Origin of the sequence: Acinetobacter sp. NEB149 (genome assembly GCF_012516415.1) — a bacterium.
In the GTDB taxonomy this organism is placed as follows: Bacteria; Pseudomonadota; Gammaproteobacteria; order Pseudomonadales; family Moraxellaceae; genus Acinetobacter; species Acinetobacter lwoffii_V.
Genome location: NZ_CP051208.1, coordinates 2242912 through 2267510, shown reverse-complemented (window position 1 = coordinate 2267510; position 24599 = coordinate 2242912). Strand labels below are relative to the sequence as shown.

Below are 24599 nucleotides of genomic sequence, written 5' to 3'. Positions count from 1 at the left end.
TCCATTAGCGAATATAGTGGGTGTTGGTATGTTGGATGTAGTTCGGAAATTCTGCAATCGAGCCATGGCTTTGTAATAGGGTGGCCAGTGACATCACATATTTGTAGGCATTCAAGGCAGTTTCAGCTCGTAATCCGCTCAGCATATTTTGTGCATCGATGACCTGTGTGGCGGTGCCCATATCTTCTTTAAAAGACAATTCTTGGATGCGTAAATTTTCCTGTGCGGCTTTCAAGTTTTGTGCCAGAAGCGCATCACTTTGCTGTGCACTGAGTGCTTCGCTATAAGATTTATAAATCAGATTTTCAATTTCCTGCTGGGTGCGTGCAGTGAGAAGTTCTGTGGCAGAGCGTTTGAGTTCGGCAGCCTGAATATTTTTGTTTTTATCGATCCCGGAAAAGAGGTTATAGCGTGCGGCAATCCCGACAATCCAGTTTTCATTTTGATCCAGACTATATTCGCCAAAAGCAAAAACATTCGGTTTTTTTGCCGCTTGCTGGGCTTTGACATTGGCTTGAGCTAATTGAGTATCCAGCTGCATTTTTTGAATCAGCGCAGAGTTCTGACTAAAGGTTTTCAGCAGATGATTTAAGGCCTGTGGCTCGGTTTTATTGACAAATAAAGGCGTCGAAAGTTCGGTGATGCTACTTTCCTGAAGCAGATTATTCAGCTGGAACAGGGCAGCATTCAAATTGGCCTGCGTATTTTGCTGGCTGCGCTCGGCATTATTGCGTGCCACTTCAAACTGCATGCGCTGGCCTTTACTGATAAAACCTTGCTGTTCCATCTTTAAGGCATTGCGATAATGCTGCTGCATGGCATTCAGATTAAACAGCGCAGCTGCATGCAGTTGCTTTTGGAGCTGTACATTAAAATAACTTTGAATCAGTTCAAAACGCTGCGTATCTTGCTGCTGTTTGTTGCTGAGCTGACTGCGACCGACCTGAATATTGGCGATTTCTTTAGCGCTACTTGTCAGTCCACCGGTATAAAGCGGCATCATGACTGAAACCGTCGGGCGAATCACCTGATCATCCAGCACGACATTCGAACTATCAGGAATTAAGCCAACTCCATTTTGAATAGGTTGTCTTAAACTATTTTTTAGTGGGTCAGCCAGATCACCTAAGTTCAGTTCATCAATTCTATTATTTACACCATCCGTTAGAGATTGCTCTAAATTATTTTTTAATGCACCTAAAGGCAGATCGAGTTCATTATGAAAGGCATACGCACGAACATTCAGATCGACACGCGGCAGACCTACGCCTTTTACTGCTTCAGCTTCAAGTTTTGAGGCCTGTTCCAGACTTTGATAGGCTTGGCTGCTATAAGAATTTTGCAACAACTGACGTTCAGCGTCCTGAAAGCTGATGCTCTGCGCATGAGTAAAGCTGCCATACATCATCGATGCAAGCAGATTTAAACCCCAGACAAGCTGTCTTTTATTTTTCTTTAAGTTCATAAAGTCGCTAAACTGATTTAAAGCCGGTGATGTTATCCGGCTAGTATAAATCAAAGGTTCGCAGATAGAACTAGTGTAAAGTTATAGTATTGTTTCTTTTACATCTGTATTTCAAATACTTATCGGCTGTTTTTAATGGAATATCTAGAATCAAAAAATGGCTTAATCTTGAATATTTTCAATTGTTAGTTCAAAGATGATAAAAACAGTAGGCTAAAATACTGGTCAATTTATCTTGTGAATCTACATTGATTTTTTGACTCTATCTTGACTCATAGATTGAAATAATTTTGTGCAAGACCCTGCCAGATATGGTTAAATGCCATCATTTGATTGTGTTTCACTCTGAAAGGAAAAATCATGCGCGCGTACAACTTCTGTGCTGGTCCTGCTGCATTACCGACTGCCGTACTTGAAAAAGCTCAAGCTGAAATGCTCGACTGGCATGGCAAAGGTCTTTCGATCATGGAAATGAGCCACCGTAGTGCCGACTATGTTGCCATGGCTGAAAAAGCGGAAGCAGACTTGCGCAAACTCATGAATATTCCTGAGAACTACAAAGTATTGTTCTTGCAGGGTGGGGCATCACTACAGTTCTCGGCAATTCCATTGAACCTGCTTGGCAAAAACAACAAAGCAGACTATATCGATACCGGTATCTGGTCTGAAAAAGCCTTGAAAGAAGCGCAACGTTATGGCGATATCAACGTTGTAAAAGCGGGTATCCAAATTGATGGCAAATATGCGATCAGTGCACAAAGCGAATGGAACCTGTCTGCGGATGCAGCTTATGTACATTATGCGGATAATGAAACCATTGGCGGTCTGCAATTTGCTTCAATTCCTGAAACAGACAAGCCATTAGTTTGCGACTATTCATCTAGCATTTTATCTGCACCATTAGATGTCTCTAAATTTGGTTTGATCTATGCGGGTGCGCAAAAGAATATCGGGCCTGCAGGTTTAACGCTGGTGATCATTCGTGAAGATTTACTCGATCAAGCTAAACCTGAAATTCCAAGCATCTTGAAATATTCAGATCAAGCGAAAAATGGCTCAATGGTCAACACACCATCAACCTATGCATGGTATTTATCTGGTCTGGTATTCGAGTGGTTGCTGGAAAATGGCGGTGTAGATGCCATGCACAAAGTGAACCTTGAGAAAGCCAACCTGCTTTATGGTTATATCGATCAAAGCGATTTTTATGCGAATCCAATCGCAAAAGCAAACCGTTCGATCATGAACGTACCATTTACCTTGGCCAATGCAGATCTTGAGAAACAGTTCCTGAAAGAAGCCGAAGCGCAGCATTTATTGAATCTTGCTGGTCACCGTTCGGTTGGCGGTATGCGCGCAAGTATTTATAATGCCGTGCCTTTAGAGGGTGTGCAGGCATTGGTGAACTTTATGGATGACTTTGCCAAACGCAATGGTTAATTCCTGAAACGAAAAAACCCAGCACAGGCTGGGTTTTTTATGCATTCAATAATTTTAGAAAATAAAAGTATGCAGGATGAATCCGCAGATCAGCATCCCCAACATGAAAAAAAGGCATGACATCATATCAATATTATAGCGGGAGCTAAGATGATGCTCGACCTGTTGTAATGTTTCTTCTTGCACGATTTTCATAGATATTTATTGTCCGATCTATTTATCGTTAATACTAATTTGTTGTGAGTATTTTTATCATAAAAAATTGATTAAATAAAGTACATTTTTAATTAAAGAGCATAAATTTTCATTTTATTTAAATATCAGATTTGCACGACATCAGATTATTTATATGAGAAATCAATCGCTTATTTTTACAAGGTTTTTAGGGTTATTTTAAATATTTAAAATGAATTTATTTGAATTTAAAAATGTGGATAACTCGGTTTTTAATGAATTTAAATAGATTATTAAGCCAGAAAATATGTATAAAAAATAATCAAAAATTAAAATGACAAATAAGGATATAGATGGATTAAAAGAAGATACCCATCAAAATGAATATCTTCTTTTTCTGTTTGAACTTAGGCCGCTTTTCTATAAATATTGGCCTGAATCCACAAGTTGCCACGAATATACTGGCCAATCTGAAAGTCTCTGTACTGGTCATTCCGCGTTGCAATCCGGATCAAGGTCGCAGGCTGGCCTTCATCATGAATGAGGGTGACATCATACAGGGTATAGTCCTGACCCATAAACTGCATAGTCGTTTTACCGACAATATTGCCCTGGAACCAGGCTTCATCTTCCTGACCCATGGTTTCGCCGTATAGATAAGCCACCATTTTAGAAAAATCTACGGTTACAGGTTCTTTATCTTCTTCGCACTGCGGCTGCCAGGCATCAATCTGTTCCTGCAAATTATCCGGTGCTACACCATTATTGGCAGCCAGAATATCATTCAAGGCACGGTGGTGCTTGATCGAAGCCGGATCATCAACCACCAGATGCTCATGATCTGCGACCGCTTCAAGTTCATAGGCCCAGCCATTCAGATTCACCACATAGGACTGGTCTTTTTCATAATGCGGATGATTGACGCTATACAGGTTATCGAAAGCGTAAATAATATTATTAGCACCCAGATTCAGGCGCAATACAGCCTGAGTATTGGATTTACAGCTAATAATCCGGTCAATCGTGGCTTTCACCTGATAAGGACTGTCAAAGCACGGAAATGCAGTTTTTACTGCTTGAGGTTTGTTGTTTTCGACGGCAATCACTTGACTCAACTGTACCGCAGCTTTGCTCGGTCCCTGAATCAGCCAGGTCTCTGCATCCATATCACATTCTTGTGTACAAAGGCCCATCGGCATGATTGGTTCATCAAGAGCTTTGCCTAACCACTGTGGAACATCTGTGCCAGGGTTGTCGGTGAGCAAGGTCCAATGTTCGACATGACTACCGAAATTTTGATCATCAATGGTGATGATCTCTGGGCTATTCTGATTTTTCATATGCACAATTGATCTTGGATGATGTATTTATAGTTAATCGAGGGTCATTGCGATTTTTCAAGTCAATCGAATGAATTTTAAAATTAAAATGCCAGTCAAATGAAGTCAATTTTTTTTCTCGCGTGAATCATGCCAGTTTTACCGGGCACATACTTTTTAAAATATTGATGACAGATGCAATGAAAATGGAGCGATTTAATCATCAACCTGATCACTGCAATTTGCTAGAATAACCATGATTTATACCTTAATGGGAAGCCCTGTGTTGCCATTCAAACTTTGGGTCGATGCCGATGCATTGCCCCGTATTCTGCGAGATGTGATTATTCGTGCTTCGGATCGCTATCAGCTAGAAGTCACTTTTGTTGCCAACCAACCAGTTGGAATAACTCCTTCGATCAGAATTAATTCAATTCAGGTGATGAGTGGGGCGGATGCTGCGGATAAAGAGATTATTCTGCGCATGAAAGAGCATGATATTGTCATGACCCAAGATATTCCTTTGGCTGCGGAAGTGATTGAAAAAGGCGGAATTGCGATTCATCCCCGTGGTGAAATTTATACTACGGCCAATGTCAAAGCGCGCTTACATCTGCGCGATTTTATGGACAGCTTACGCGGAGCGGGCGTGCAAACGGGCGGTCCGCCACCGATTTCAGAACGGGATAAACGCGAATTTTCCAGCGCACTCGATCAGACCATCCAAAAACAAAAACGTAAAACTTCCGCGCTTTAAGCCTTATTCAGAGTGACTCGCATGCCCACACAAACCAATATGATTGCCACCTATCTTTTATTGGTTTTTATCTGGGCGACGACACCGCTAGCTATTGTCTGGAGTGTGACGGATTTGCATCCGCTCTGGGCTTTGGCATTGCGTTTCTTTTTGGCTTTGCCTTTTGCATTTGCCTTGTTGTGGCTATTTAAAACCCGTTTTCCCTTAGATAAATTATCCATGCACAGTTACCTGGCTGGCGCATGCAGTTTTATCGGCTCACAGATTTTCACTTATCTGGCCACGGATTATCTGAGTTCAGGCATTATTGCCCTGATGTTCGGACTGGCGCCGATTATTACCGGTTTAATTGGCCGTTTTGTATTTCAGCTTAAGCTCTATCCTTCGCAGTGGGGTGGTATGGCGATTGCCTTGCTGGGTCTGGGCATTATCTGTGTCGGTGGCAAAGATCAGCATATTCAGCCGATTGGCATAGGCCTGATGTTGCTCAGTGTTTTTATTTACTGTGTTTCGATGTTCTGGGTGAAAAAAGTTAATGCACCTCTCGAACCTATGGCACAAGCGGCCGGTTCTATTGCTGTTTCAGCGGTCATGGCCTGTACCATGTTGCCATTTATCTGGCAATTTGCACCAACCCAGATCCCACAGGCAAAATCGCTAATTGGACTCAGTTATGCTGTAATCATGGCTTCCCTGATTGCGATGTTCTGTTATTTTAAACTGGTGCAGAAAATCAAGGCGACCACTTTGTCATTGACCACCGTATTGACGCCGATGCTGGCCTTATTTGTCGGGGTGATTCTGAATGATGAAAAATTATCGGGTGGAGCAGTCTTTGGCGTCGTTATCTTACTGGCTGGTTTGTTGTTATATTTTTCCAGAGAAATTAAAGCGAGCTATAACGCTCGCCTTTCATCACCCAGCAGCACTGACTAAAGCAGTAATTTAAACAAAGTGAGCCTTGACGCATTCACCCAGTTTGACACGGTCTTGGGGATGCATGGTAATAAAATATGCACCAGTCCGATATTTGCCATTTTCTTCTTCGCGACTGTAGGCCACCTGAGCGGTTGCTGCAATATGGAAGAAATTTTCCGGATGACTCAAAGTCACGTGCAGATAGGTGCCTTCAGCGATAGGGCGCTCATTAAAGAAACTAAAACCGGTTTCTGAAAAGTTCACTTGCTCTGGTACAGGTAACATGCTTTGTACAATTGCGTCATACAAAGAACCGGTAATAAGGTTTAACTTTTGATTAAATAAGGATAAGATTCGAGCAATTTGTTGATCTTTTTCAGATAATTGTTCTAATTCGTAGTTAACCGCATGATCAAATTGATCTAGTTCTGCAAGTAGTAGAAAATAGCGGGGCAAGACGAAGTTAGGATCGTAAGGATCATTCAAGGCAACATCATCGGAAATAATCTGATAATTAATTCGTAAGGCAGCATCGATTCGAGACATGACGCGTCTTTCCGTAAATCCGTTTGGATGCTGTACATTTTCCATAATTTATTACCTCGGACTAGATGGTTATGTTCAAACCAATCTCGCTGTATATAGGGTTGAAATATACTCGCGCACGGCGTAGTAACCACTTCATTTCTTTTATCGCGTTGGTCTCAATGATCGGCCTCACACTCGGTGTGGCAGTCCTCATTACAGTGTTGTCTGTGATGAATGGTTTTGACCGAGAGTTAAAGAATCGTGTCTTAGGAATGATACCTCAAGCGACTGTTTCCTCAACACAAATTTTAACAAATTGGCCAGAACTTGCAAAGCAAATTGAAGGGCATGAGCATGTTCAGGGAGTCGCACCTTTTACTCAATTACAAGGCATGCTGACCGCACAGGGTCAGGTCGCCGGCATTATGGTCAGCGGGATTGAACCCGAGTATGAGAAAAAAGTTTCAATTATACAAAACCATATGGTTGAGGGCAGTATCGACAGCCTGAAAAAAGGTGAATTTGGTATTGTTTTGGGCAAGCAAATGACCGATGCCATGGGTGTGGGTTTAAATGACAATATTACTCTGGTTTTGCCAGAAGCCACCCCATCACCAGCTGGTGTCGTCCCGCGTTTCAAGCGTTTTAAAGTGGTGGGAATCTTCAGTATTGGTGCTGAAGTTGACTCGATGATGGGTTATATCGCTTTAAATGATGCCTCGACCTTGCTGCGTCTACCGGATGGTGCGCAGGGTGTGCGTATGAAGCTGGATGATATTTTCCTGGCACCACAAGTGTCTCAGGAAATTGTGCGTGATTTGCCGGGGAATTTCTATGCTTCGGACTGGACTTATACCCATGGTAATCTGTTCAGCGCGATTCAGATGGAAAAAGCCATGGTCAGCCTGCTTTTATTCCTGATCGTTCTAGTCGCGGCATTTAATATTGTGTCTTCACTGGTGATGGTGGTGACGGATAAAAAATCGGACATTGCCATTTTAAGGACTTTGGGGGCTTCACCTGCCACCATTACCAAAATCTTTATGGTGCAAGGTACCGTGATTGGGGTGATTGGAACTTGTGCAGGGGCCATCCTCGGGATTATTGCGGCAACCAGTATCAGTAGCTTTATTGGCTGGCTCAACAATACTTTAGGCCTGAATATGTTTGATGCCTATTTTATTAACTACTTACCTTCGTATCTGCGCTGGCAGGATGTCTTGGTGATTGTAGGCTTGTCACTGGCACTCAGTTTTGTCGCGACAATTTATCCGGCTTTACGTGCAGCAAAAATTCAACCGGCAGAGGCTTTGCGTTATGAATAATCTGATTTTAGATGCCCAGAATATTCACAAATCCTTTACCGATGGCAAGGCCACTGTCGATGTGATTCGCGGCTTGTCGCTACAGGTAAAAGCAGGTGAGTTTGTTTCGATTGTAGGTTCAAGTGGTTCAGGCAAAAGTACCTTATTACATGTTTTGGGTGGATTGGATCGCCCGACGTCAGGTCAGGTCATGGTGAATGGCCGCCGTTTTGATACCTTGTCTGAAGCAGAACGCGGTTATGTGCGGAATGAGCATTTGGGCTTTGTTTATCAGTTTCATCACCTGTTGCCAGAATTTACGGCACTGGAAAATGTGGCCATGCCGCTGATGTTACGCGACAACATGAAGTTTAAGGAAGCCAAACAGCAGGCCGAATATTTGCTGGAACGTGTTGGTCTTTCGCATCGTCTGACTCACAAGCCGGGTGAATTATCCGGAGGTGAGCGTCAGCGTGTAGCTTTGGCGCGTGCAGTGGTCGGTAAACCTAAACTGATGATGGCCGATGAACCGACCGGAAATCTAGACCGCAAGACTGCAGCAAAGATTTTTGAACTGCTGACCGAATTGCAACGTGAGTTCAATATGGCGATGCTGATTGTGACGCATGATGAACAGCTAGCCCATGCAGCAGATCGGATTTTACATATGCAGGATGGTCTCTGGATTGAACCATAAATAACGAGAATATTCGCATTTGATTGAAGCTCACTCCGGTGGGCTTTATTATTGGGCAAAATAATAACAAGACAGAATAAGATTCAATGTTGCAGTGGCTATGTATTGGCTGGATTTTAGGCCTTGCGTGTATGGGGAAAAGTTTCCTGTCTGTTCAACTGAGCGGAACGGCAGTTTTGATCGTTGCGCTGTTGTGGTATCTGTGTTGCCATAAATTAAAGCTCATCTTGAATACACCACTGCGAAGCTTGTTGATCACTGGATCAAGCCTGCTTTTGGGACTATTTTTAGGTCATGCTTATGCCAATCTGCAATTGGCTGAACGTTTATCCAAACGAGAGCACGAGGTCTCTGAAAAAGAAATCGTGGTCTATATCAAAGAGCTGAATAAACTGGGCGATCAGAATATCCAGCAAGCCCTGCATGTGCTTAACCCTGATGGCACTACAGTCAAATGGATGGGTTTTCTGCCAGTTTCAGATCCTGTCACATCCAGTTTAGTAAATGATGAAACCAAACAGCAGACTCTTGAACTGGAACACTATTATTTATTACAAGGCCAGATTCGACCTAACCATAGTTATGCCACACCGGGTGCTTTTGATGCAGAAAAGTGGGCATTGCAGCAAAATGTTATGGCCGGTTTCCGGATCAAAAGCATTCAGGAGTTGCAACCGCAACAACTCTATGCACTAGGTCATGGCAAATATCTACGCCAGCAACAAAAGTTGGATCAGCGATTTTTGCTTTGGGTAGAGCAACAGCGACTGGCTTTAAGAGAGTTTGTGGCCAGACAGCCGGTACAGCAGAAAGGCTTGTTACTGGCTTTATTAAGCGGTGATGAAAGTTTTTTGGATCAAGCAACTGAGCAGAAATTCCAGCGTTTTGGCATGAGTCATTTACTGGCGATTTCCGGACCGCATGTCCTGATCTTTGCCTTTATTGTCTGTGGTACGTTGCAATATCTGATTTCAAGGTACACACCGCAGATTTATCTGAAATGGCCAAGGCAGTATTTTTTGAGTCTGCCTTTTTTATTATGTGTACTGCTGTATTGTGCCTTCGTCGGTTTTGAAATTCCGGCGTTACGCACTTTACTGATTTGTGTGATTGTGACTTTTACGCTGTTGCTCAGGCAAAGTGTGCAGCCATTAAAACTGTTGATTTTAAGTGCTGCCTTATTGTTGTTATTTGACTCTTTTAGTATTTTATCGGCCGCATTCTGGCTGTCTTATGGAGCCTGTTTTGTCTTGCTGCGAATCTATCAAACCATTCAGCAGCAACCGCATCAAACAATACAAACAGCATTACAATGGCTGTATTTTGCAATGAAAGTTTTAGTGGAGTCGCAGTGGAAAATTTTTCTGGCCCTGTTTCCCTTAATGATGTTGTTTTTTAAGCAGGTGGCTTGGATTACCCCGCTAAGCAACCTGGTGGCTATCCCGTGGATTGGCCTGCTGATAGTTCCCGTAGATATTCTGGCGGCTTTATTATTTTTCATTTCTGAACCACTTTCGAGTCTGCTGTTTCAGCTCAATGATATTTTTATTCATATACTGCTGGCATTTTTGAATCTGCTTGATCGGCTGTTTGCACCGCAACTGATTCCTGTGGCCATGAATTTCTGGATGATTGCTCTATGTATTTTGGGCTTATTAATTGTCTTTTTGCCGCGTGGCTTAGTGCCCAAAAGCTGGACAGCACTTGCCTGTTTACCACTGTGCATTCCTCAACTTAATCAGCATGCATTTCAGCTGTCTGTTCTGGATGTCGGGCAGGGACAGGCCATCTTCATTCGGGAAGGGCAAAAGAGCATGATGATCGATATGGGCGGTTATTATAATGAAGAAAAATTCAGTATTGGTCGGCAAGTGATTATGCCATTTTTGTCTGTGCAAGGTGTTGGAGAACTGGATCAACTGATTTTGACCCATCTGGATCAGGACCATAGCGGTGCATATCACAGCATTAAAGATCAACTAAACATCCGACAAGTGTCATCCAATCAGATGCCTGAAACAGCTGCTTCTTCAAGTTTTCAGTTTTGTTATGCAGGACAGCAATGGCAATGGTCTGAGACGATTAACTTTAAAATTCTGGCACCTCGGCAGCAGCAGTTAAATACGCCAAACTTCAATAAAAACGACCGCTCTTGTGTGATATATCTGCAAGTTAAAAATGCCGGACCGTATCAAAACTTTTTACTGATGGGGGATGCGGGTTGGGAAACTGAATATCAGCTGCTCCAAGACTATCCCGAACTTCAGGTCGATGTGCTGATACTCGGGCATCATGGCAGTCAGCACAGTTCAGCCTATCAATTTTTAGAAGTTTTGCGGCCTAAATTGACGATTGCCTCGGCTGGGAAATTTAACCGTTATGGCCACCCGAGCCAACTGACCCAGCAACGGTTGAAAGCACTTAATATTCCCTTATTGACCACAGCAGAACAGGGGAGTGTGCACTTCCAGCAACAAGGCTCAAAACTGGTGCTTTCTGCCGAACGACATGAATGGCAGTGGTTGTATCGTCAGCCCTTAAGTGACTGATTCCAATATGGGCGAAACTTTATGTAGTTCTTGAGTTCTTAATGCATTTACTTTGCCCAAAGCTTGTTCATGCTCAAGTTTGTAGAGATTTCCCAAGTCTTGATGCGCATTAAAGCGTTTATAACTCCAATGATAATGTTCCGGATGGCGACGAATTAAATTTTCAATACTATTGATAATGACTTGTGTGCCTTGATTGGCATTGCCATTATAAATTTTTTCATCAACTGCTTCGATAAAAATATCGAATCCATCTTCAGTATTACGTAGAGCATATAAAAACAGGGCACGCGCTTTGGTCTTTTGAATCAGCTTGGCACTTAAATTACTGGTGGCCAAAGGCACGCCGAAATAGGGAATATATTCACCACCGATATTCGGGGTATGATCCGGAAGGATGACCGTAGTGCCACCTTGTTTTAAGGCTTTAAAAATCTGACGGACGCCAGATTCATCGGTCGGCACCAGATGCGCCTGTTCACGACTACGGGCGGCCCGTACAAATTGATCTGCAGCCTGATTTTTCACAGGTTTGTACATAATGGTCATTGAGGTGAACTGGGCAATATAGGCATTCATAATTTCCCAGGTACCAAAATGCGGCACGATTAACACGAGGCCTTTATTTTGTGCAATGGCATCATGAAGTAGATCTTCGCCAATAACGCGATGAACGCGTTTAAGATTTTTCTGATTGCTTGAGCCCCAAATAGTAAAGAACTCGAAATATGACATTAATTCATTGCGAACCGCAGCACGGTTAATCTGTTCACGTTCCTGATTAGACAGTTCTGAAAGACTGATTTCAAGGTTGAGACGAATGACTTCCGAAGTTTTAGTGACTTTAAAACTGTTCACAATAAAGGCCAGAATACGGGCCATCCAGCGAGAAACCGGAAGCGGTTGGCGGCTAATGTATTTGAGTAATCCGTAAGCTGAATTCCGTGAGCCCTGTTTCGTCATTGATTTCGTCTAAGTACAAAAAAAGAGAACAAAATTTATTATAGGCGAAAACGTTTTGTTTAGACAGAATTACCCGATTCAGTGTATATAATGGATTCAATATAAATCAATTTATTGGATTATTTATGTCCGATTGGCCACCAAAACCTGAAAATCAAATACAAAATACGCAACAGCCAGTTCAACCGACTGGTCCGGAATGGAAATTGCTTGAAAAAGCAGTTTTAGCTTCGGTAGAAGAACAGCGCCGTGCACGCCGTTGGGGAATTTTCTTTAAATTTCTGACTTTTGCTTATCTGCTTGTTGTCATTTTGGCATTAGGCAAAAGCTGTAGTTCAGTTTCTTCAGATGCTAGCGCTGCTGCGGGTTCGCATATCGCAGTCGTGGACATTGTGGGTACGATTGCAGCTGACAAACAGAGTGTCAACAGTAGCAATACCATCAAATCATTGAAAAAAGCCTTTGAAAATAAACAAAGTAAAGCGGTGGTGCTGAATATTAACTCACCTGGCGGTTCACCGGTACAGTCTGATGAAATCTGGCAGGAAATTCAGTATCTGAAAAAACAGCATCCTGGGAAAAAACTGTATGCGGTAATTGGTGATACCGGTGCTTCAGGGGCCTATTATATTGCCTCTGCTGCGGATGAAATTATTGTCAATCCATCGAGTCTGGTCGGTTCAATTGGGGTGATCATGCCGAATTATGGTGTGAATAATCTGCTGCAAAAGTTAGGCGTTGAAGATCGCACCATGACTTCAGGTGAAAATAAAGCTTTACTGTCGATGACTCAGCCAGTTGATCCTGCGCAAAAAGCTCATGTACAGGGCGTGCTGGATAATGTCCATGGTCACTTTATTAATGCAGTGAAACAGGGGCGTGGGGCTAAGTTGAAATCCAATGACCCTGCCATTTTCTCTGGCTTGTTCTGGACCGGTGATCAGGCGGTGAAATTAGGTATCGCAGACCGTATTGGCAGTTTAAATACTTTAAAACGTGAACTTAAAACTGAAAAAGCGTTGAATTACACCATTGAATATAGTCCATTTGAATCCGTCTTGGGTCGTATGGGTTCATCGATTGGGGATGGAATTGCTTCTTCGGTTGCACAAAAGCTTCAGTCAGAAAATAGTACAACACTGCAATGAAACCATTGATTCATTTCGCGCACGCCAATGGCGTGCCATCCAAAGTCTATCAAAAGCTGTTTGATGGATTGCAAGATGATTACGATATTATCTATGTGCCGCTTTTGGGGCCGGATAAACGTTATCCGGTTGATAACCACTGGAAAAGCCTGACCCAGCAAGTGATTGATAGTATTGTGCGCCAGTCACATGGGCGACCTGTCATTGGTCTGGGGCATTCTTTGGGATCTGTGTTAACTCTGCAGGCGGCTTTGCAGCGCCCAGAGCTGTTTTCGCAAATGATCATGCTGGACCCGCCGATGATTATGGGTAAAGAAGCCTTTGCCTTACATATTGCCAAGACTTTGCGCTTAAAAGCTTTGGACAAGATGTCTCCGGCAGGTTTGTCGAAACGCCGTCGCGACCATTGGGATTCACGGGAACAAGCCGCTGAATTGCTGCGCCCTAAAGGTTTTTATCAGGATTTTGATGCAGATTGCTTCCAGGCGTATATTGATTATGCCTTACAGGATGATCCCATCCGGGGTGGAGTAGAACTTACTATCCCTAAAAGGGATGAGGTCGCAGTCTTTAGAACCAATCCGTCACTCTGGTGGTTGCCTCAGGCGAAACCAAAAATTCCTGTGCATCTGGTCGTTGCCGAGAAAGGTCCATTTCTGGCCCGCAAGTTCCCGCAGCAAGTGCAAAAGAAGTTTGGTATTCCTTTTACCGTAGTCGATGGCGGGCATATGTTCCCATTGGAACAACCCGATCAAGTCGCGAGCTTGCTCAAACAATTGATTCAGCAACAGTCTGCCTGAGTCATTGAATATATTGGAAATAAAAAAACGCATCCTAGGATGCGTTTTTTATATCTAAATTTTTTTTAAAACTTGCAGAATTGAACAGGCGCTTGCATTTTCTCATTTCGATATAACACACCATCTTTAGTATGTTGAATCGTTCCGCTACAAATCCATTCTACGACTTGTGGATAGATCACATGCTCGAGGCTATGCACACGTGTTGCCAAACTTTCTACCGTATCGTGATGAGAAACCTTGAGAACACCTTGCGCAAGCGCTTGGCCTGCATCCAGTTCAGCCGTGACATAATGCACCGTACAACCGTGCAGAACATCACCGGTATTGAGTACACGCTGATGCGTATGCATGCCTTTATAATGAGGTAACAGAGAAGGGTGAATATTCAACATTTTACCTTCCCAGGCTTTCACAAATTTTTCACTTAAAATTCGCATAAAGCCGGCAAGCACCACCAGATCTACATCCCAATCGAGTAACTGTTGATGCATCACATCATCAAAAGCTTCACGATTCGGATATTGCTTGTGTTCAATAACTGCAGTCTGAATGCCTGCCTGCTGTGCACGCGTTAAAGCAAAGGCTTCAGGTTTGTTGGAAATCACCCCTACAATTTGCCCGGAAAGATTGGCATCCATCAAGGCTTGCAGATTTGATCCGCTACCTGAAACAAGTACAGCAATTTTAATCATGCGAAATTACGCGAAGATCACACGAATTTTTTCGTCTGCACCTGCAACCGATTCAGCATTCTCTTGAATCTGACCCATTGCCCATGCTTTTTCGCCGAGCTTGTTGAGTAATTCAACGGTTTTGTCTGCATCAGCTGCATCAACAACCAGCACCATACCGACGCCACAGTTGAAAGTACGATACATTTCAAACTGTTCTACACCGCCTTCACGTTGTAGAAGCTTGAATAGTTCAGGCCATTCCCAAGAAGATTCATTCACAAGCGCTTGAGCACCGTTTGGAAGTACGCGAGGTAAGTTACCTGGTAAACCACCACCAGTGATGTGTGCCATCGCATGGACATCAACGTGTTTTAACAGTTCAAGAATTGATTTGACATAAATACGTGTTGGTTCCATTGCAGCATCTGCAAGTGGGCGACCATCCACGATTTGATTCAGGTCAACGTTTTTCACGTCCAGGATTTTACGAAGCAGTGAGTAGCCGTTTGAGTGCGCACCTGAAGAAGCTACACCAATTAAAACGTCACCCGCTTTGACTTTAGAGCCATCAATAATTTTGCTTTGCTCAACAACACCGACACAGAAACCTGCAAGATCGTAATCTTCGCCTTCATACATGCCTGGCATTTCAGCAGTTTCACCGCCAACTAATGCACAGCCAGCAAGTTCACAACCAGCGCCAATACCAGTGACTACATTTGCAGCAACATCAACATTTAAGTGACCAGTTGCATAATAATCAAGGAAGAACAGTGGCTCAGCACCACAGACAAGAAGGTCATTCACGCACATTGCAACCAGGTCTTGACCAATTGTGTCATGACGGTTCAAATTCAGTGCCAGACGTAATTTTGTACCAACACCATCTGTGCCAGATACGAGAACAGGTTCTTCATAACCTTTAGGAATTTTACAAAGTGCACCAAAGCCACCTAGACCGCCCATAACTTCGGGACGTGAGGTACGCTTAGCGACAGATTTGATACGATCGACTAACGCGTCGCCCGCCTCAATGTCGACACCTGCATCTTTGTAGCTTAAACCAGTGTTTGGGGTAGAAGTTGAGTTGCTCATAATGAAGTCTCCGCATTCGCGGGTGCGATTATAACCTGAATATGTAAAACTCTTATGGTATTTGTGGCCTAAAATGCTATCTTTATTAAAATATTTTAATTTTTAGAATGATTAATAGAGAAAAGGCAAGATTCTATGGTCGATCGTACTTTACGGCGCATTCTTATACTTGCTGGTATAGCATTGATACTTTGGGTTTTATATCTGCTTAAACCAGTTGTAGTTCCTTTTGTTGCAGCTTTTCTAATTGCTTATTTATTTAGCCCCTTGGTTAATGTTTTGCACCGCATTGGGCTGGCTCGATGGCTCTCGATCAGTATCGTATTTATCGGGATTGGGATCGTGGTTACATTGGTGATGTGGTATCTGGTGCCACTAGTCTGGCAGCAGCTGATGTATGCGCGTGATAGCATTCCGGCCGGGATTCACTGGATCAATTACACGTTCCTACCTTGGCTTTCCGATAGCTTTAATCTGGTTCCGATGGAGATCGATACTGACCAGATTTCCTCAGTAGTAATGGACTATGTCCAGACCAATTATAGTGCTGACAGTATTCAGGCAATGCTGCTGAAACTGGCACAATCTGGTCTGAACTTTATCCAGATTGGTGGCACGATTGTCCTGATTCCGATTATTGCCTTTTATTTCTTGCTGGATTGGGATCGTATGTTAGACAGCTTACGCCGTCTAATTCCCCGTCCTTATGAAAAAACAACCTTAACTATTGTGAGTGAATGTCATAGTGTGTTAGGTGCCTTTGTTAAAGGTCAGTTCCTAGTCATGGTTCTGCTGGGCGTAGTCTATGCAGTGGGACTGCAACTGATTGGCCTAGAGATTGGCCTGATCATTGGGATGATTGCCGGATTGTGCAGTATCATTCCGTATCTTGGTTTTGCGGTTGGAATTATTGCCGCAGTCATTGCAACCTTTTTCCAATTTGGAATCGACTGGTGGCAACTGGTATTGGTCGGGATTGTCTTTATGGTCGGGCAGGCCGTCGAAGGCTATATTCTGCAACCGTTCTTGCTAGGTGATAAAATCGGTCTTTCTCCTGTAGCTGTAGTGTTTGCAGTTCTGGCAGGTGCACAACTGGCCGGTTTCTTGGGCATGCTGATTGCCTTACCGGTGGCAGCCGTGATTGTGGTACTGCTGCGGCATATCCGTGAGTATTATGAACATACGCCATTTTATGGTGATCGGGCTGTTATCATACAAGATGCCTCTACCGGTTCAATCAATATTGAAACAGCAGACTTAGATGTTGATATTGAAATGAAAAAGCCACAGAAAAAACCGCTGCAAGCAGAGGAGAACTCAAGTAAAATTCACGATCCACATCGTAAAGACTCATAAGGCCAAAAAATCGTATGCGTCAATTGCAGTTAGATATAGAACCTCAGCTCGATGCCCGAATCAGTGATTTTTCAGGGCCGGGTTGGGGGCATGTCATTGATGCTGTCCGTCAATTACATGCAGGCCTGATCAACCAATTTTATGTCTATGGGGGAGCCGGTACAGGTAAAAGTCATTTGTTGTCTGCCATCTGTGACTCTTATCTGGAAGTAGGTAAATCTGCAATTCAGGTATCTTTGCTTGAGCTTTTAGATGCACCGACTGAGGCGATTACTTCTCTAGATCGTTTTGATCTGGTAGCACTTGATGATATCGAAGCGATTAGTGGCGTACCCCATTGGCAACGCGCAGTATTTCACTTGATTAATTATAATAATGAAGGTGGTGGGCAGTTGGTGTTTTCGTCACGTTTTGCACCTATCGAACTCAAACTCGAATTGCCAGATTTACAATCCCGTCTCACGCAGGCGGTCAGTGCCCGTGTTCCGAGTGGCAGTTTGTATGCTGATCGCTATGCGCTGGTTTCCTCGGTACTCGATCGTCGTGCGATCCATTTAGACCCTCAAATCTTTGACTATTTACTCAGCCATGGGCCACATCAAACTTCAGTGCTGCTTCAAAGATTAGAGCAGATTATTCAATTGCTTAAAGGGGAAAAATTGAAAGTCAGCAATGCTAATCTGCGGCAGATATATGCCTTGATTGACGAATATCGGTAAAATATAAAAATTCTTGAGTAATTACTCAGTCTATGACACAGTAAGGCAAAATAATTCGCTGTTGCAAGGATTCTGCAACTTTAGAAGAAAAAGAAAGAAATAAAAATTAAGGAGAAGGTTATGCTCAAGAAGAGCATAGGCATAGCTTTGCTATGTATAGCGGGGCAGTCGTATAGTGCAGATATTATTGTAACCACTACAGAAGATATTGAAAAAGATGACAAGGAATGTTCACTTCGAGAAGCTGTTGAGTATGTTAACCGTGGCTTAGCTAAATCAGGTTTTATGGGGTGTGGTGGGGAGAACTCATCCAGTACCATTATTTTAAAAGAAAAAAATACCTATGTGTTGAACCAGCATATCGCGATTAAAAAATCTCTTACCATCCGTGCGGTCGCAGAAAGTGATGGCGAATTCAGTACGGATGAAAAAGCATTAGGCTTGCATAATGCTCATATTCAAATGAAAGGTACTGATAACCTTTTCCGGATTAACAGTACAGATACATTGGTTCAGTTAAATTTGAAAGAACTGGATCTTGAAGGCTGTGGTAAAACCAGTTGTGCTGAACAAGGTGGCCTAATTTATAATAAAGGTCAGCTAATTCTAGAATATAACCGTCTATTTAATGCTGCTGCCAACTTGGGTGGGGCAATTTATAATGCTGGCAAGTTTGGTCAGAACTTAACAAGCCGTGCACAAATTAAAAATAGTCTGATCGAAAATAATAAAGCCCAACGAGGCGGGATCCTGTATAGCGAGCTACCTGCTTTCCTCATTTATCAAAGTGTACTTAAAAATAATCAGACACTGGATAATTCCGCGACCAATATTTATAGCGCGGGACAGTTTGCTGACTCCAGTAAAGATCAAGGTATTAGTGGGGAGGTATTAAGTAGTACGATACTAAAAAATAAGGGTGTATTTATTAATGTCCTGGACGGGATGGGATTGAATAATCTCACCATAGTTGACAATGAAAATACTGCTTTAAATATTCATGCACCGTATGGAAGAGCTTATGTAGCGAATAGTATTATTTTAAGAAATGGTACACAGGATTGCCAAATTATCACTGGTGACAAGTCTGTGTCGCAAAATAATCTGCTGACAGCCTCGTGTGGTGTAGGGGATGCCGTCGCGCCGAACCAGTTCTGGAATGGTACACGACTTTTTGCTGAATCCTCAGATAAAAGTGAAGGTATTTGTCAGACCCTACAAGAAAATAATAATGCCATACTTTGTCCATATAGCGTTCCTAAAGGACAATTTCTCGGTTATATGCGCCCACGAATTTTGTTGAACTATATCCTTGTGAGTGAATCACCGATTGTGAATAGAGGCACAGGATTGAGTTTAGCAAATCCAACGGTAGCATGTGAAGCGGCAGATCAGCGCGGGATCAACCGTTTGATGGATAATCTGTTTTGTGATCGTGGTGCTGTTGAAATCACGATACCAATCTCAGGCAGTCTGGTGGGACAAGATCTGTTAAAGGGTGAAATTGCCAAGTTTTCAATTGAATCTTATCTGGGAGATAGTGATTTAATTCCAAAAGAACAGTGTAATGCCATTGTTGGTCAGAATCCGACGGGGGAGCCTTGGCAAGATGGCTGTTTGAAAGTGGTACAAACCAAAACAGCTTCCAAGGGTAAAACAATCATCGATATTCATGGCAATGTCGTTTATACCCCGGATTCTACCTGGCATGGAGCAGATATTTTCGAACTACAAGTGGTGACCTCATCGACACGGTTTAATAAAAGTAAACCTTATTTGACTATTACTACTCAAATTGTTCAGGAGCCAAAAAATGAAATGGAAGACAAAGCAGTCAAAACTTCAGGCGGCTCATGGGGTGGTGGTGGGCTACTGATTTTACTCGGATTAATAGGTTTACGCCGTGGATTAAAAGATTAAGGAAAAATCATGAAAAATTATAAAAAAGGACTGCTTGCGGCCATGATTTTATCTGCCATGAGTTTGATGGCAGCCGAAGATAAAACGATATATGTAACTACTTTTGCTGATGAAGATGGCGAGAATAATAATGCCTGTTCTTTGCGAGAAGCCATTAAAACTGCAAAACTGGATAAATCTTATGGTGGATGTAATGTAGGACGTACGCTTCGATTGGATGGTTCAGCTGCAGATGTGATTCAGCTTGAAGCAGGCGAGTACAAATTAGATAAAGAGCTGATCGTAGAGTCAGCGCTCAAAATTTATGGGAAAACTCCGCTTAACTATGCTAGTCGTAGTCCGATTACGCTGTTATATCCAACCCGGGAGGCTTTAAAAAGTACTATTTCAGGCCAGGGGAAAACCAGATTATTTAATAGTATGGCTAGCCAATCCAGTCTGGAAATTCATCATCTGATCTTAAAGGATGGTTATGCAGCAATAAATACCTTGGATAAAGGTAATGGCGGTACTTTTTATGTAGCTGGGCCTTTAAGTATTAATACCAGTGAAATAGTAAATTCCCGAGCAGCTGCAGAAGGTGGGGCGATTTATAGTGTAGCAATGAATACGGAAAGGAATATTGTCATTCAGGATTCTTTGATTCAAAAAAATCAGGCGAGTTCATATGGTAGTGTTCTGGCGATGGATTGTCAGGGAAATTTAGGTACAACTCAAACCAATGTGAAAATTAATTCCAGTAGTATTGTTAAAAATGGTTCAGACACTGCTAACAGTATTATTGATTTTTGTGGCTATGCCACAGTAGAAATTGTTAACTCTACTATTGCGAAGAATACTGCCAGTACCACAGGACATATTGTGCGTATGACGAATGAAGTTAATCGTCCGCTCAGTAAATTCTCCAGTTTAACTGCATTAAGTAATACTATTGTTGAAAATACAGCCCAATCTACTTTATTTTATGACAATACCGGGTTTAGGTATTTTAATTTCAATATTTTAGCCTTTAACCAAGGCCTGTCTTGTGAATATGCCTTAAATCAGGGAAATCCGACCAAGGCACAACGTGTTGAATTTTCTACAATTCGAAATGCAATTCAAACGACTGGGCCATCACGTTGCGTATTGCCAGAATTAGACGAAGATACTACTTCAAATAATCTTGATGTCTCTAACAATATAATCAGCAGTTTATTAACAAATTATATTGAGCCTGCTATTGATAATCGCTATTTAGGGCTGTATTACCCGCGTGATAATCAGACCGCAACGGATTTGGTAGATATCGGGGTGAGTGGCTGTATTGAACAAGACCAGCGTGGTATTGATCGTGTGATTGGATCCACATTAACATTTGATCCAAGTGCAAAAAATACCTGCGAGATCGGCTCAGTTGAAATCCGACGTTTGACTGCAGCCGATATTACGGACTTGCAAAATAAGAGTTTGGTAGAACTCAATGACTTTTATCAGGAGAATATAGATGATCTCGAAGAAATCATTGCTGATAAAAATACTCCAGAAAATGAGCTTCCTGGTTTAAAGGAAGAATTGAAAAGTTATCAGGATTTACTTAAATATACCAAGCAATATCAGAAATATCGTGCAATCTATATTAATCCTTTTATCTTGGCTATGCCTCAAGAAACTCTAACCAATGATAAGATTCAAATTAAAGCCTTAAATTCACAAAATTATGAGGTCAGTGTAAAAACTTTAGGTGTTGGTAAGTTAATTGGTACAGGTAATTCAACCACTGTGGAAGGAAATCCAAATGATCCAAATCTTAAATGTGAGTGGAAACCTGATTTAAACCGGATCATGATGTATCGCACTGATGGTAAGCAGACCAGTTCGGTTGATATGGAGTTCTGTAGTTATACCCTTAAAGACCGGGCTACAGGTGCGAGCAGTGCTGGCCTCTTAAGAGCAGCTTTTAACAACATTGCACCAATTGCAAAAGATGATGAATATCAGCTTAGTCCAGAGAATAATCTTACAGTGGCGGTAAATCCGCTTGAAAATGATAGTGATGATGGGGATGGGCCTCTACCATCAGGAAAGTCGGCTTTTTATCAAGATAAAGATGGAAAAGAGATCCCGATTCATATTGTTAAGCTGCCTGCGGGAGTTTCACTGAAGGCAGAGCGACAAGGAGCCTGTCCTGATACCTATCAAAATCAGACCTGTTATGGGGGACAGCTGACATTTAGTGTAAAAAATAATTTAAGCCAGGCAAATTACAGCATGGATTATGCGATTTTCGATGCTGATGAAAAAATGTCAGAAAAAGCGACAATCTTGTTACGTAATACAGTTAAAAATACGAATACGTCCTCAAGTGGTGGTGGGGCAATTGGAATGTGGGGGCTACTAGGATTATTAGGGCTTGCAGGTTATCGCCGCTTAAGAAAATAAAATATGATTGAAACATCAAAAAAGCCTCCATATGGAGGCTTTTTTATATTAAGTTTTTAATGCGAGTTAGGCTGCTGAGTCACTTGCTGATATTTGAGAATATATTCTTCACGAATGGCGAGGCGTTGCTCAGGAGACGCTTTTTGCATACGTGCGCCCAGTTCTTTGCGTTCCTGACTGCTCATCATTTGCCAAGTCTCACGCATTCTCTGTTTTTCCGCATCAGGGAGTTGGGTAAACCAGTCCATGCGCTGCTGCAAGCTGACACGTTGTTGTTCGGGGATTTCTTTGAGAGATTGGTAACGTTTAATCAGTGCCAATTGTTCAGAATCAGAAAGACTATCCCAAGTATCAGTTACTTGGGTATTCGCATCCTTGGAAAATAGCCAAAAACGTTCAAATCCTGCAAAGCTGGTTTGCAGAAAACTGAATGCACAAAAAGCAATCACCAATTTTTTAGCTGCCATGTGGAACTTTGTCCTCACCTAAAACCATTAACATTTCTAAATCTTCAAGCATTTGCGGAGACAGTTTTGGGACTGACACCATTTGAGTTTGCGGTTCGTTATGGTCCGAAAGATTCGGTAATACCACAATGCCTGCAATCGCAGCTGCCAAAGCAAAACCTGACATTTTTAGAAATGCAAAGCGTGAATGTTTTGAATCCTGAATTTCTTCAAGAACATGGTGCATGACAACAGGTTTATCTTTATGTTGTTGTGCCAGTCCATCAAGTTTGGAAGTTACTTGTTTTAAGAAATCATCTTGATTCATTCGGATGACCCTCCCAGATATGGATTTAAATGTGCTAAAGAGGCACGTAAGCCTTGGATAGCACGGTGATAATGGGTTTTTACACTGCCTTCTGTGCAGTTCATAATTTGTGCGGTAGTATGCGTATCAAATCCTTCCCAGGCTCTGAGCATAAATGCCTGTTGCTGACGCACAGGCAATTTTGCAATCGCTTCCTGGATTTCTTCAGCAGTGACTGCCTGATCGAGAAAGTCCAGCGGCGTTGGTGTTGATTCATCGACGACATCATCAAATTCAATTTCGTCGTCATCGAGACTGACTTTCTTGAAAAATGAAAACATTTGACCACGCCGTGATTCTTTACGACGCCAGTCCTGTAACTTATTGTTGAGAATGGTATAAAACAGGGGATACCATTCTTCAGTGCTTTTTTCTGCATAGGATTTGTGTAAGGAAATGAAAGCTTCCTGAACCAGATCCATGGCAATACCATGATGACCTTGAGTCGCACTTTCCATCATCACCAAGGCGCGCCCAGTCACATCCTGCATGAAATTCTTCAGACGTGCTTCAGCCGTACTCTTCAGAATACTTACATCATGTGTTTGCAGCTGTTTTGGTGCTAAATCCATAGAGATGGAAAATCCTGTCATTGGACACCCACCATTATTCCCAAGTTCATAATCATATAACGTTGGGAATTCTGGTTTGGTTGACAATTAAGTTTATTATTTTTGTAGTTTAATCTATTTTATACATGGGCAGGCCCGTATTAAAACACTGTAACCTAAATCCTTAATTAGATACGTTGACGTACCATTTCAAAGAAACAGATCGAACCTGCAATTGCGACATTCAGTGATTCCTGGCCCCCAGGTTGCGGAATGCTCACGGCTTCAGCATGTTGCATCGCATAGTCAGACACGCCTTGGCCTTCATTACCCAGAATCCACACGCAAGGTTTACGTAAGTCTTTTGAATATAGGCTTTCAGCACGGTGTGAGCTGGTTACATAGACAGGGATTTGAAATTGCTCAAGAATTTGTTCAAGCGCGATATTTTCAAAGGTTTGTAGTGTGAAATGCGCACCCATACCGGCACGTAATACGCGTGGAGACCAGAGCGATGCAGAACCTTTGGTACACACAATCTGTTCAATACCGGCAGCAGCAGCAGAGCGAAGCAGAGTGCCTACATTACCCGGATCCTGTACATTTTCCAGAATCAAAGTGTCTGCTTTAAAATCCAATGCATAATTTGCTGTCGGTAGAGTCACCACAGCTAAACAGGCTAAAGACGTTCCTAAGGTGCTTAAATCTTTGTATAAAGACTCGCTTAGAACAAAGACCATACCTGTGTATTTTGCGAGAATTTTCTCGAAATCAGGATGTGAAAGTGCATGTTCAGTAGTGAAAATCGAATCAATCTTACGGTTTTCATGTAGCCAGGCCAGAGACAGATGTGTGCCTTCTAAAACCGTTTGACCTTGTTTTTTACGATAGGTATTTTGTTCGATTAAACCACGTAAGTGTTTAATCTTTGGATTGTCTTTTGAATCAAGAAAAAAAGTTGGCATGGGAGATATAATCCACGGCA

General features: G+C 42.4%; 22 protein-coding genes. 12 read left to right on the top strand and 10 right to left on the bottom strand.

Features of this window, described 5'->3' with window-relative positions; translation table 11 throughout:
* Positions 1-4 precede the first annotated feature (4 nt).
* Positions 5-1465 carry a TolC family protein gene (locus HGD77_RS10810; RefSeq protein WP_168730843.1) on the bottom strand — a complete coding sequence of 487 codons (1461 nt, stop codon included), beginning with the start codon at positions 1463-1465 and terminating at the stop codon, positions 5-7.
* Positions 1466-1825: 360 nt separating this feature from the next.
* Between HGD77_RS10810 and serC the strand changes: the two genes are divergently transcribed.
* The gene (gene serC / locus HGD77_RS10805) at positions 1826-2905 is read left to right on the top strand and encodes a 3-phosphoserine/phosphohydroxythreonine transaminase (protein WP_168730842.1); all 1080 of its coding nucleotides are present in this window, start codon (positions 1826-1828) and stop codon (positions 2903-2905) included.
* 581 nt (positions 2906-3486) lie between these two features.
* On the opposite strand, the gene HGD77_RS10800 is transcribed toward serC, so the two are convergent.
* Positions 3487-4419 carry a hypothetical protein gene (locus tag HGD77_RS10800; RefSeq protein WP_005247636.1) on the bottom strand — a complete coding sequence of 311 codons (933 nt, stop codon included), beginning with the start codon at positions 4417-4419 and terminating at the stop codon, positions 3487-3489.
* 250 nt (positions 4420-4669) lie between these two features.
* On the opposite strand from HGD77_RS10800, the gene HGD77_RS10795 reads away from it, so the two are divergent.
* Both HGD77_RS10795 and HGD77_RS10790 read left to right on the top strand, forming a co-directional pair.
* Positions 4670-5155 carry a YaiI/YqxD family protein gene (locus HGD77_RS10795; RefSeq protein WP_171260766.1) on the top strand — a complete coding sequence of 162 codons (486 nt, stop codon included), beginning with the start codon at positions 4670-4672 and terminating at the stop codon, positions 5153-5155.
* Between the two features lie 21 nt (positions 5156-5176).
* Positions 5177-6091, top strand: coding sequence for a DMT family transporter (locus HGD77_RS10790; RefSeq protein WP_004645697.1), 915 nt, complete (start codon positions 5177-5179; stop codon positions 6089-6091).
* Between the two features lie 9 nt (positions 6092-6100).
* Here the strand turns inward: HGD77_RS10790 and HGD77_RS10785 are convergent, their stop codons facing one another.
* Complete coding sequence (locus HGD77_RS10785) at positions 6101-6664, bottom strand: PilZ domain-containing protein (protein ID WP_004279140.1); 564 nt, start codon at positions 6662-6664, stop codon at positions 6101-6103.
* Between the two features lie 26 nt (positions 6665-6690).
* On the opposite strand from HGD77_RS10785, the gene HGD77_RS10780 reads away from it, so the two are divergent.
* The 3 genes from HGD77_RS10780 to HGD77_RS10770 all read left to right on the top strand — a co-directional run bounded on the left by HGD77_RS10780 (position 6691) and on the right by HGD77_RS10770 (position 11151).
* Complete coding sequence (locus HGD77_RS10780; RefSeq protein ID WP_004645695.1) at positions 6691-7926, top strand: lipoprotein-releasing ABC transporter permease subunit; 1236 nt, start codon at positions 6691-6693, stop codon at positions 7924-7926.
* On the top strand, positions 7919-8602 hold the full coding sequence (gene lolD / locus HGD77_RS10775; protein ID WP_114540849.1) for a lipoprotein-releasing ABC transporter ATP-binding protein LolD: 684 nt from the start codon (positions 7919-7921) through the stop codon (positions 8600-8602). Before HGD77_RS10780 ends, lolD begins: the two co-directional genes overlap by 8 nt.
* 86 nt (positions 8603-8688) lie before the next feature.
* A complete protein-coding gene (locus tag HGD77_RS10770) occupies positions 8689-11151 on the top strand; it encodes a DNA internalization-related competence protein ComEC/Rec2 (RefSeq protein ID WP_168730841.1) in 2463 nt (820 codons plus the stop codon).
* Here HGD77_RS10770 and HGD77_RS10765 read toward each other — a convergent pair.
* On the bottom strand, positions 11140-12114 hold the full coding sequence (locus HGD77_RS10765) for a lysophospholipid acyltransferase family protein (RefSeq protein WP_004279136.1): 975 nt from the start codon (positions 12112-12114) through the stop codon (positions 11140-11142). The genes HGD77_RS10770 and HGD77_RS10765 overlap by 12 nt on opposite strands.
* A 125-nt stretch (positions 12115-12239) precedes the next feature.
* On the opposite strand from HGD77_RS10765, the gene sppA reads away from it, so the two are divergent.
* Both sppA and HGD77_RS10755 read left to right on the top strand, forming a co-directional pair.
* Entirely contained in the window at positions 12240-13262 is a 1023-nt protein-coding gene (sppA, locus tag HGD77_RS10760; RefSeq protein ID WP_168730840.1) for a signal peptide peptidase SppA, read from the top strand.
* Positions 13259-14062: an alpha/beta fold hydrolase gene (locus tag HGD77_RS10755; RefSeq protein ID WP_168730839.1), complete on the top strand. Its 804-nt coding sequence runs from the start codon at positions 13259-13261 to the stop codon at positions 14060-14062. The genes sppA and HGD77_RS10755 overlap by 4 nt, the downstream gene beginning before the upstream one ends.
* Before the next feature lie 65 nt (positions 14063-14127).
* Here HGD77_RS10755 and purN read toward each other — a convergent pair whose 3' ends face one another.
* Together purN and purM are read right to left on the bottom strand one after the other, a co-directional pair.
* Positions 14128-14757, bottom strand: a complete 630-nt coding sequence (gene purN, locus HGD77_RS10750) for a phosphoribosylglycinamide formyltransferase (protein WP_168730838.1) — start codon at positions 14755-14757, stop codon at positions 14128-14130.
* Between the two features lie 6 nt (positions 14758-14763).
* Positions 14764-15834 (bottom strand): phosphoribosylformylglycinamidine cyclo-ligase, encoded by a 1071-nt coding sequence (gene purM, locus HGD77_RS10745; RefSeq protein WP_168730837.1) that lies wholly within the window; start codon positions 15832-15834, stop codon positions 14764-14766.
* A 135-nt stretch (positions 15835-15969) separates the two neighbouring features.
* Here purM and cxpE point away from each other — a divergent pair, with 135 nt between their 5' ends.
* The 4 genes from cxpE (at position 15970) to HGD77_RS10725 (ending at position 22250) form a co-directional block, all read left to right on the top strand.
* Entirely contained in the window at positions 15970-17190 is a 1221-nt protein-coding gene (gene cxpE, locus HGD77_RS10740) for a chloramphenicol efflux transporter CxpE (protein ID WP_004645686.1), read from the top strand.
* Positions 17191-17204: 14 nt separating this feature from the next.
* Positions 17205-17909, top strand: a complete 705-nt coding sequence (locus HGD77_RS10735; RefSeq protein ID WP_168730836.1) for a DnaA regulatory inactivator Hda — start codon at positions 17205-17207, stop codon at positions 17907-17909.
* Positions 17910-18029: 120 nt separating this feature from the next.
* On the top strand, positions 18030-19829 hold the full coding sequence (gene rbtA / locus HGD77_RS10730) for a rhombotarget A (protein ID WP_005247619.1): 1800 nt from the start codon (positions 18030-18032) through the stop codon (positions 19827-19829).
* A gap of 9 nt (positions 19830-19838) precedes the next feature.
* A complete protein-coding gene (locus HGD77_RS10725; protein WP_168730835.1) occupies positions 19839-22250 on the top strand; it encodes a CSLREA domain-containing protein in 2412 nt (803 codons plus the stop codon).
* 56 nt (positions 22251-22306) lie between these two features.
* Here the strand turns inward: HGD77_RS10725 and HGD77_RS10720 are convergent, their stop codons facing one another.
* From HGD77_RS10720 to HGD77_RS10705, 4 genes are all read right to left on the bottom strand, one after another.
* A complete protein-coding gene (locus tag HGD77_RS10720; protein ID WP_153566694.1) occupies positions 22307-22717 on the bottom strand; it encodes a DUF3106 domain-containing protein in 411 nt (136 codons plus the stop codon).
* Entirely contained in the window at positions 22707-23024 is a 318-nt protein-coding gene (locus tag HGD77_RS10715) for a hypothetical protein (protein ID WP_004279120.1), read from the bottom strand. The genes HGD77_RS10720 and HGD77_RS10715 overlap by 11 nt, the downstream gene beginning before the upstream one ends.
* On the bottom strand, positions 23021-23635 hold the full coding sequence (locus HGD77_RS10710) for an RNA polymerase sigma factor (RefSeq protein WP_004645678.1): 615 nt from the start codon (positions 23633-23635) through the stop codon (positions 23021-23023). The genes HGD77_RS10715 and HGD77_RS10710 overlap by 4 nt, the downstream gene beginning before the upstream one ends.
* A gap of 167 nt (positions 23636-23802) precedes the next feature.
* A complete protein-coding gene (locus HGD77_RS10705; RefSeq protein ID WP_004279118.1) occupies positions 23803-24579 on the bottom strand; it encodes a TrmH family RNA methyltransferase in 777 nt (258 codons plus the stop codon).
* Between the last annotated feature and the right edge of the window lie 20 nt (positions 24580-24599).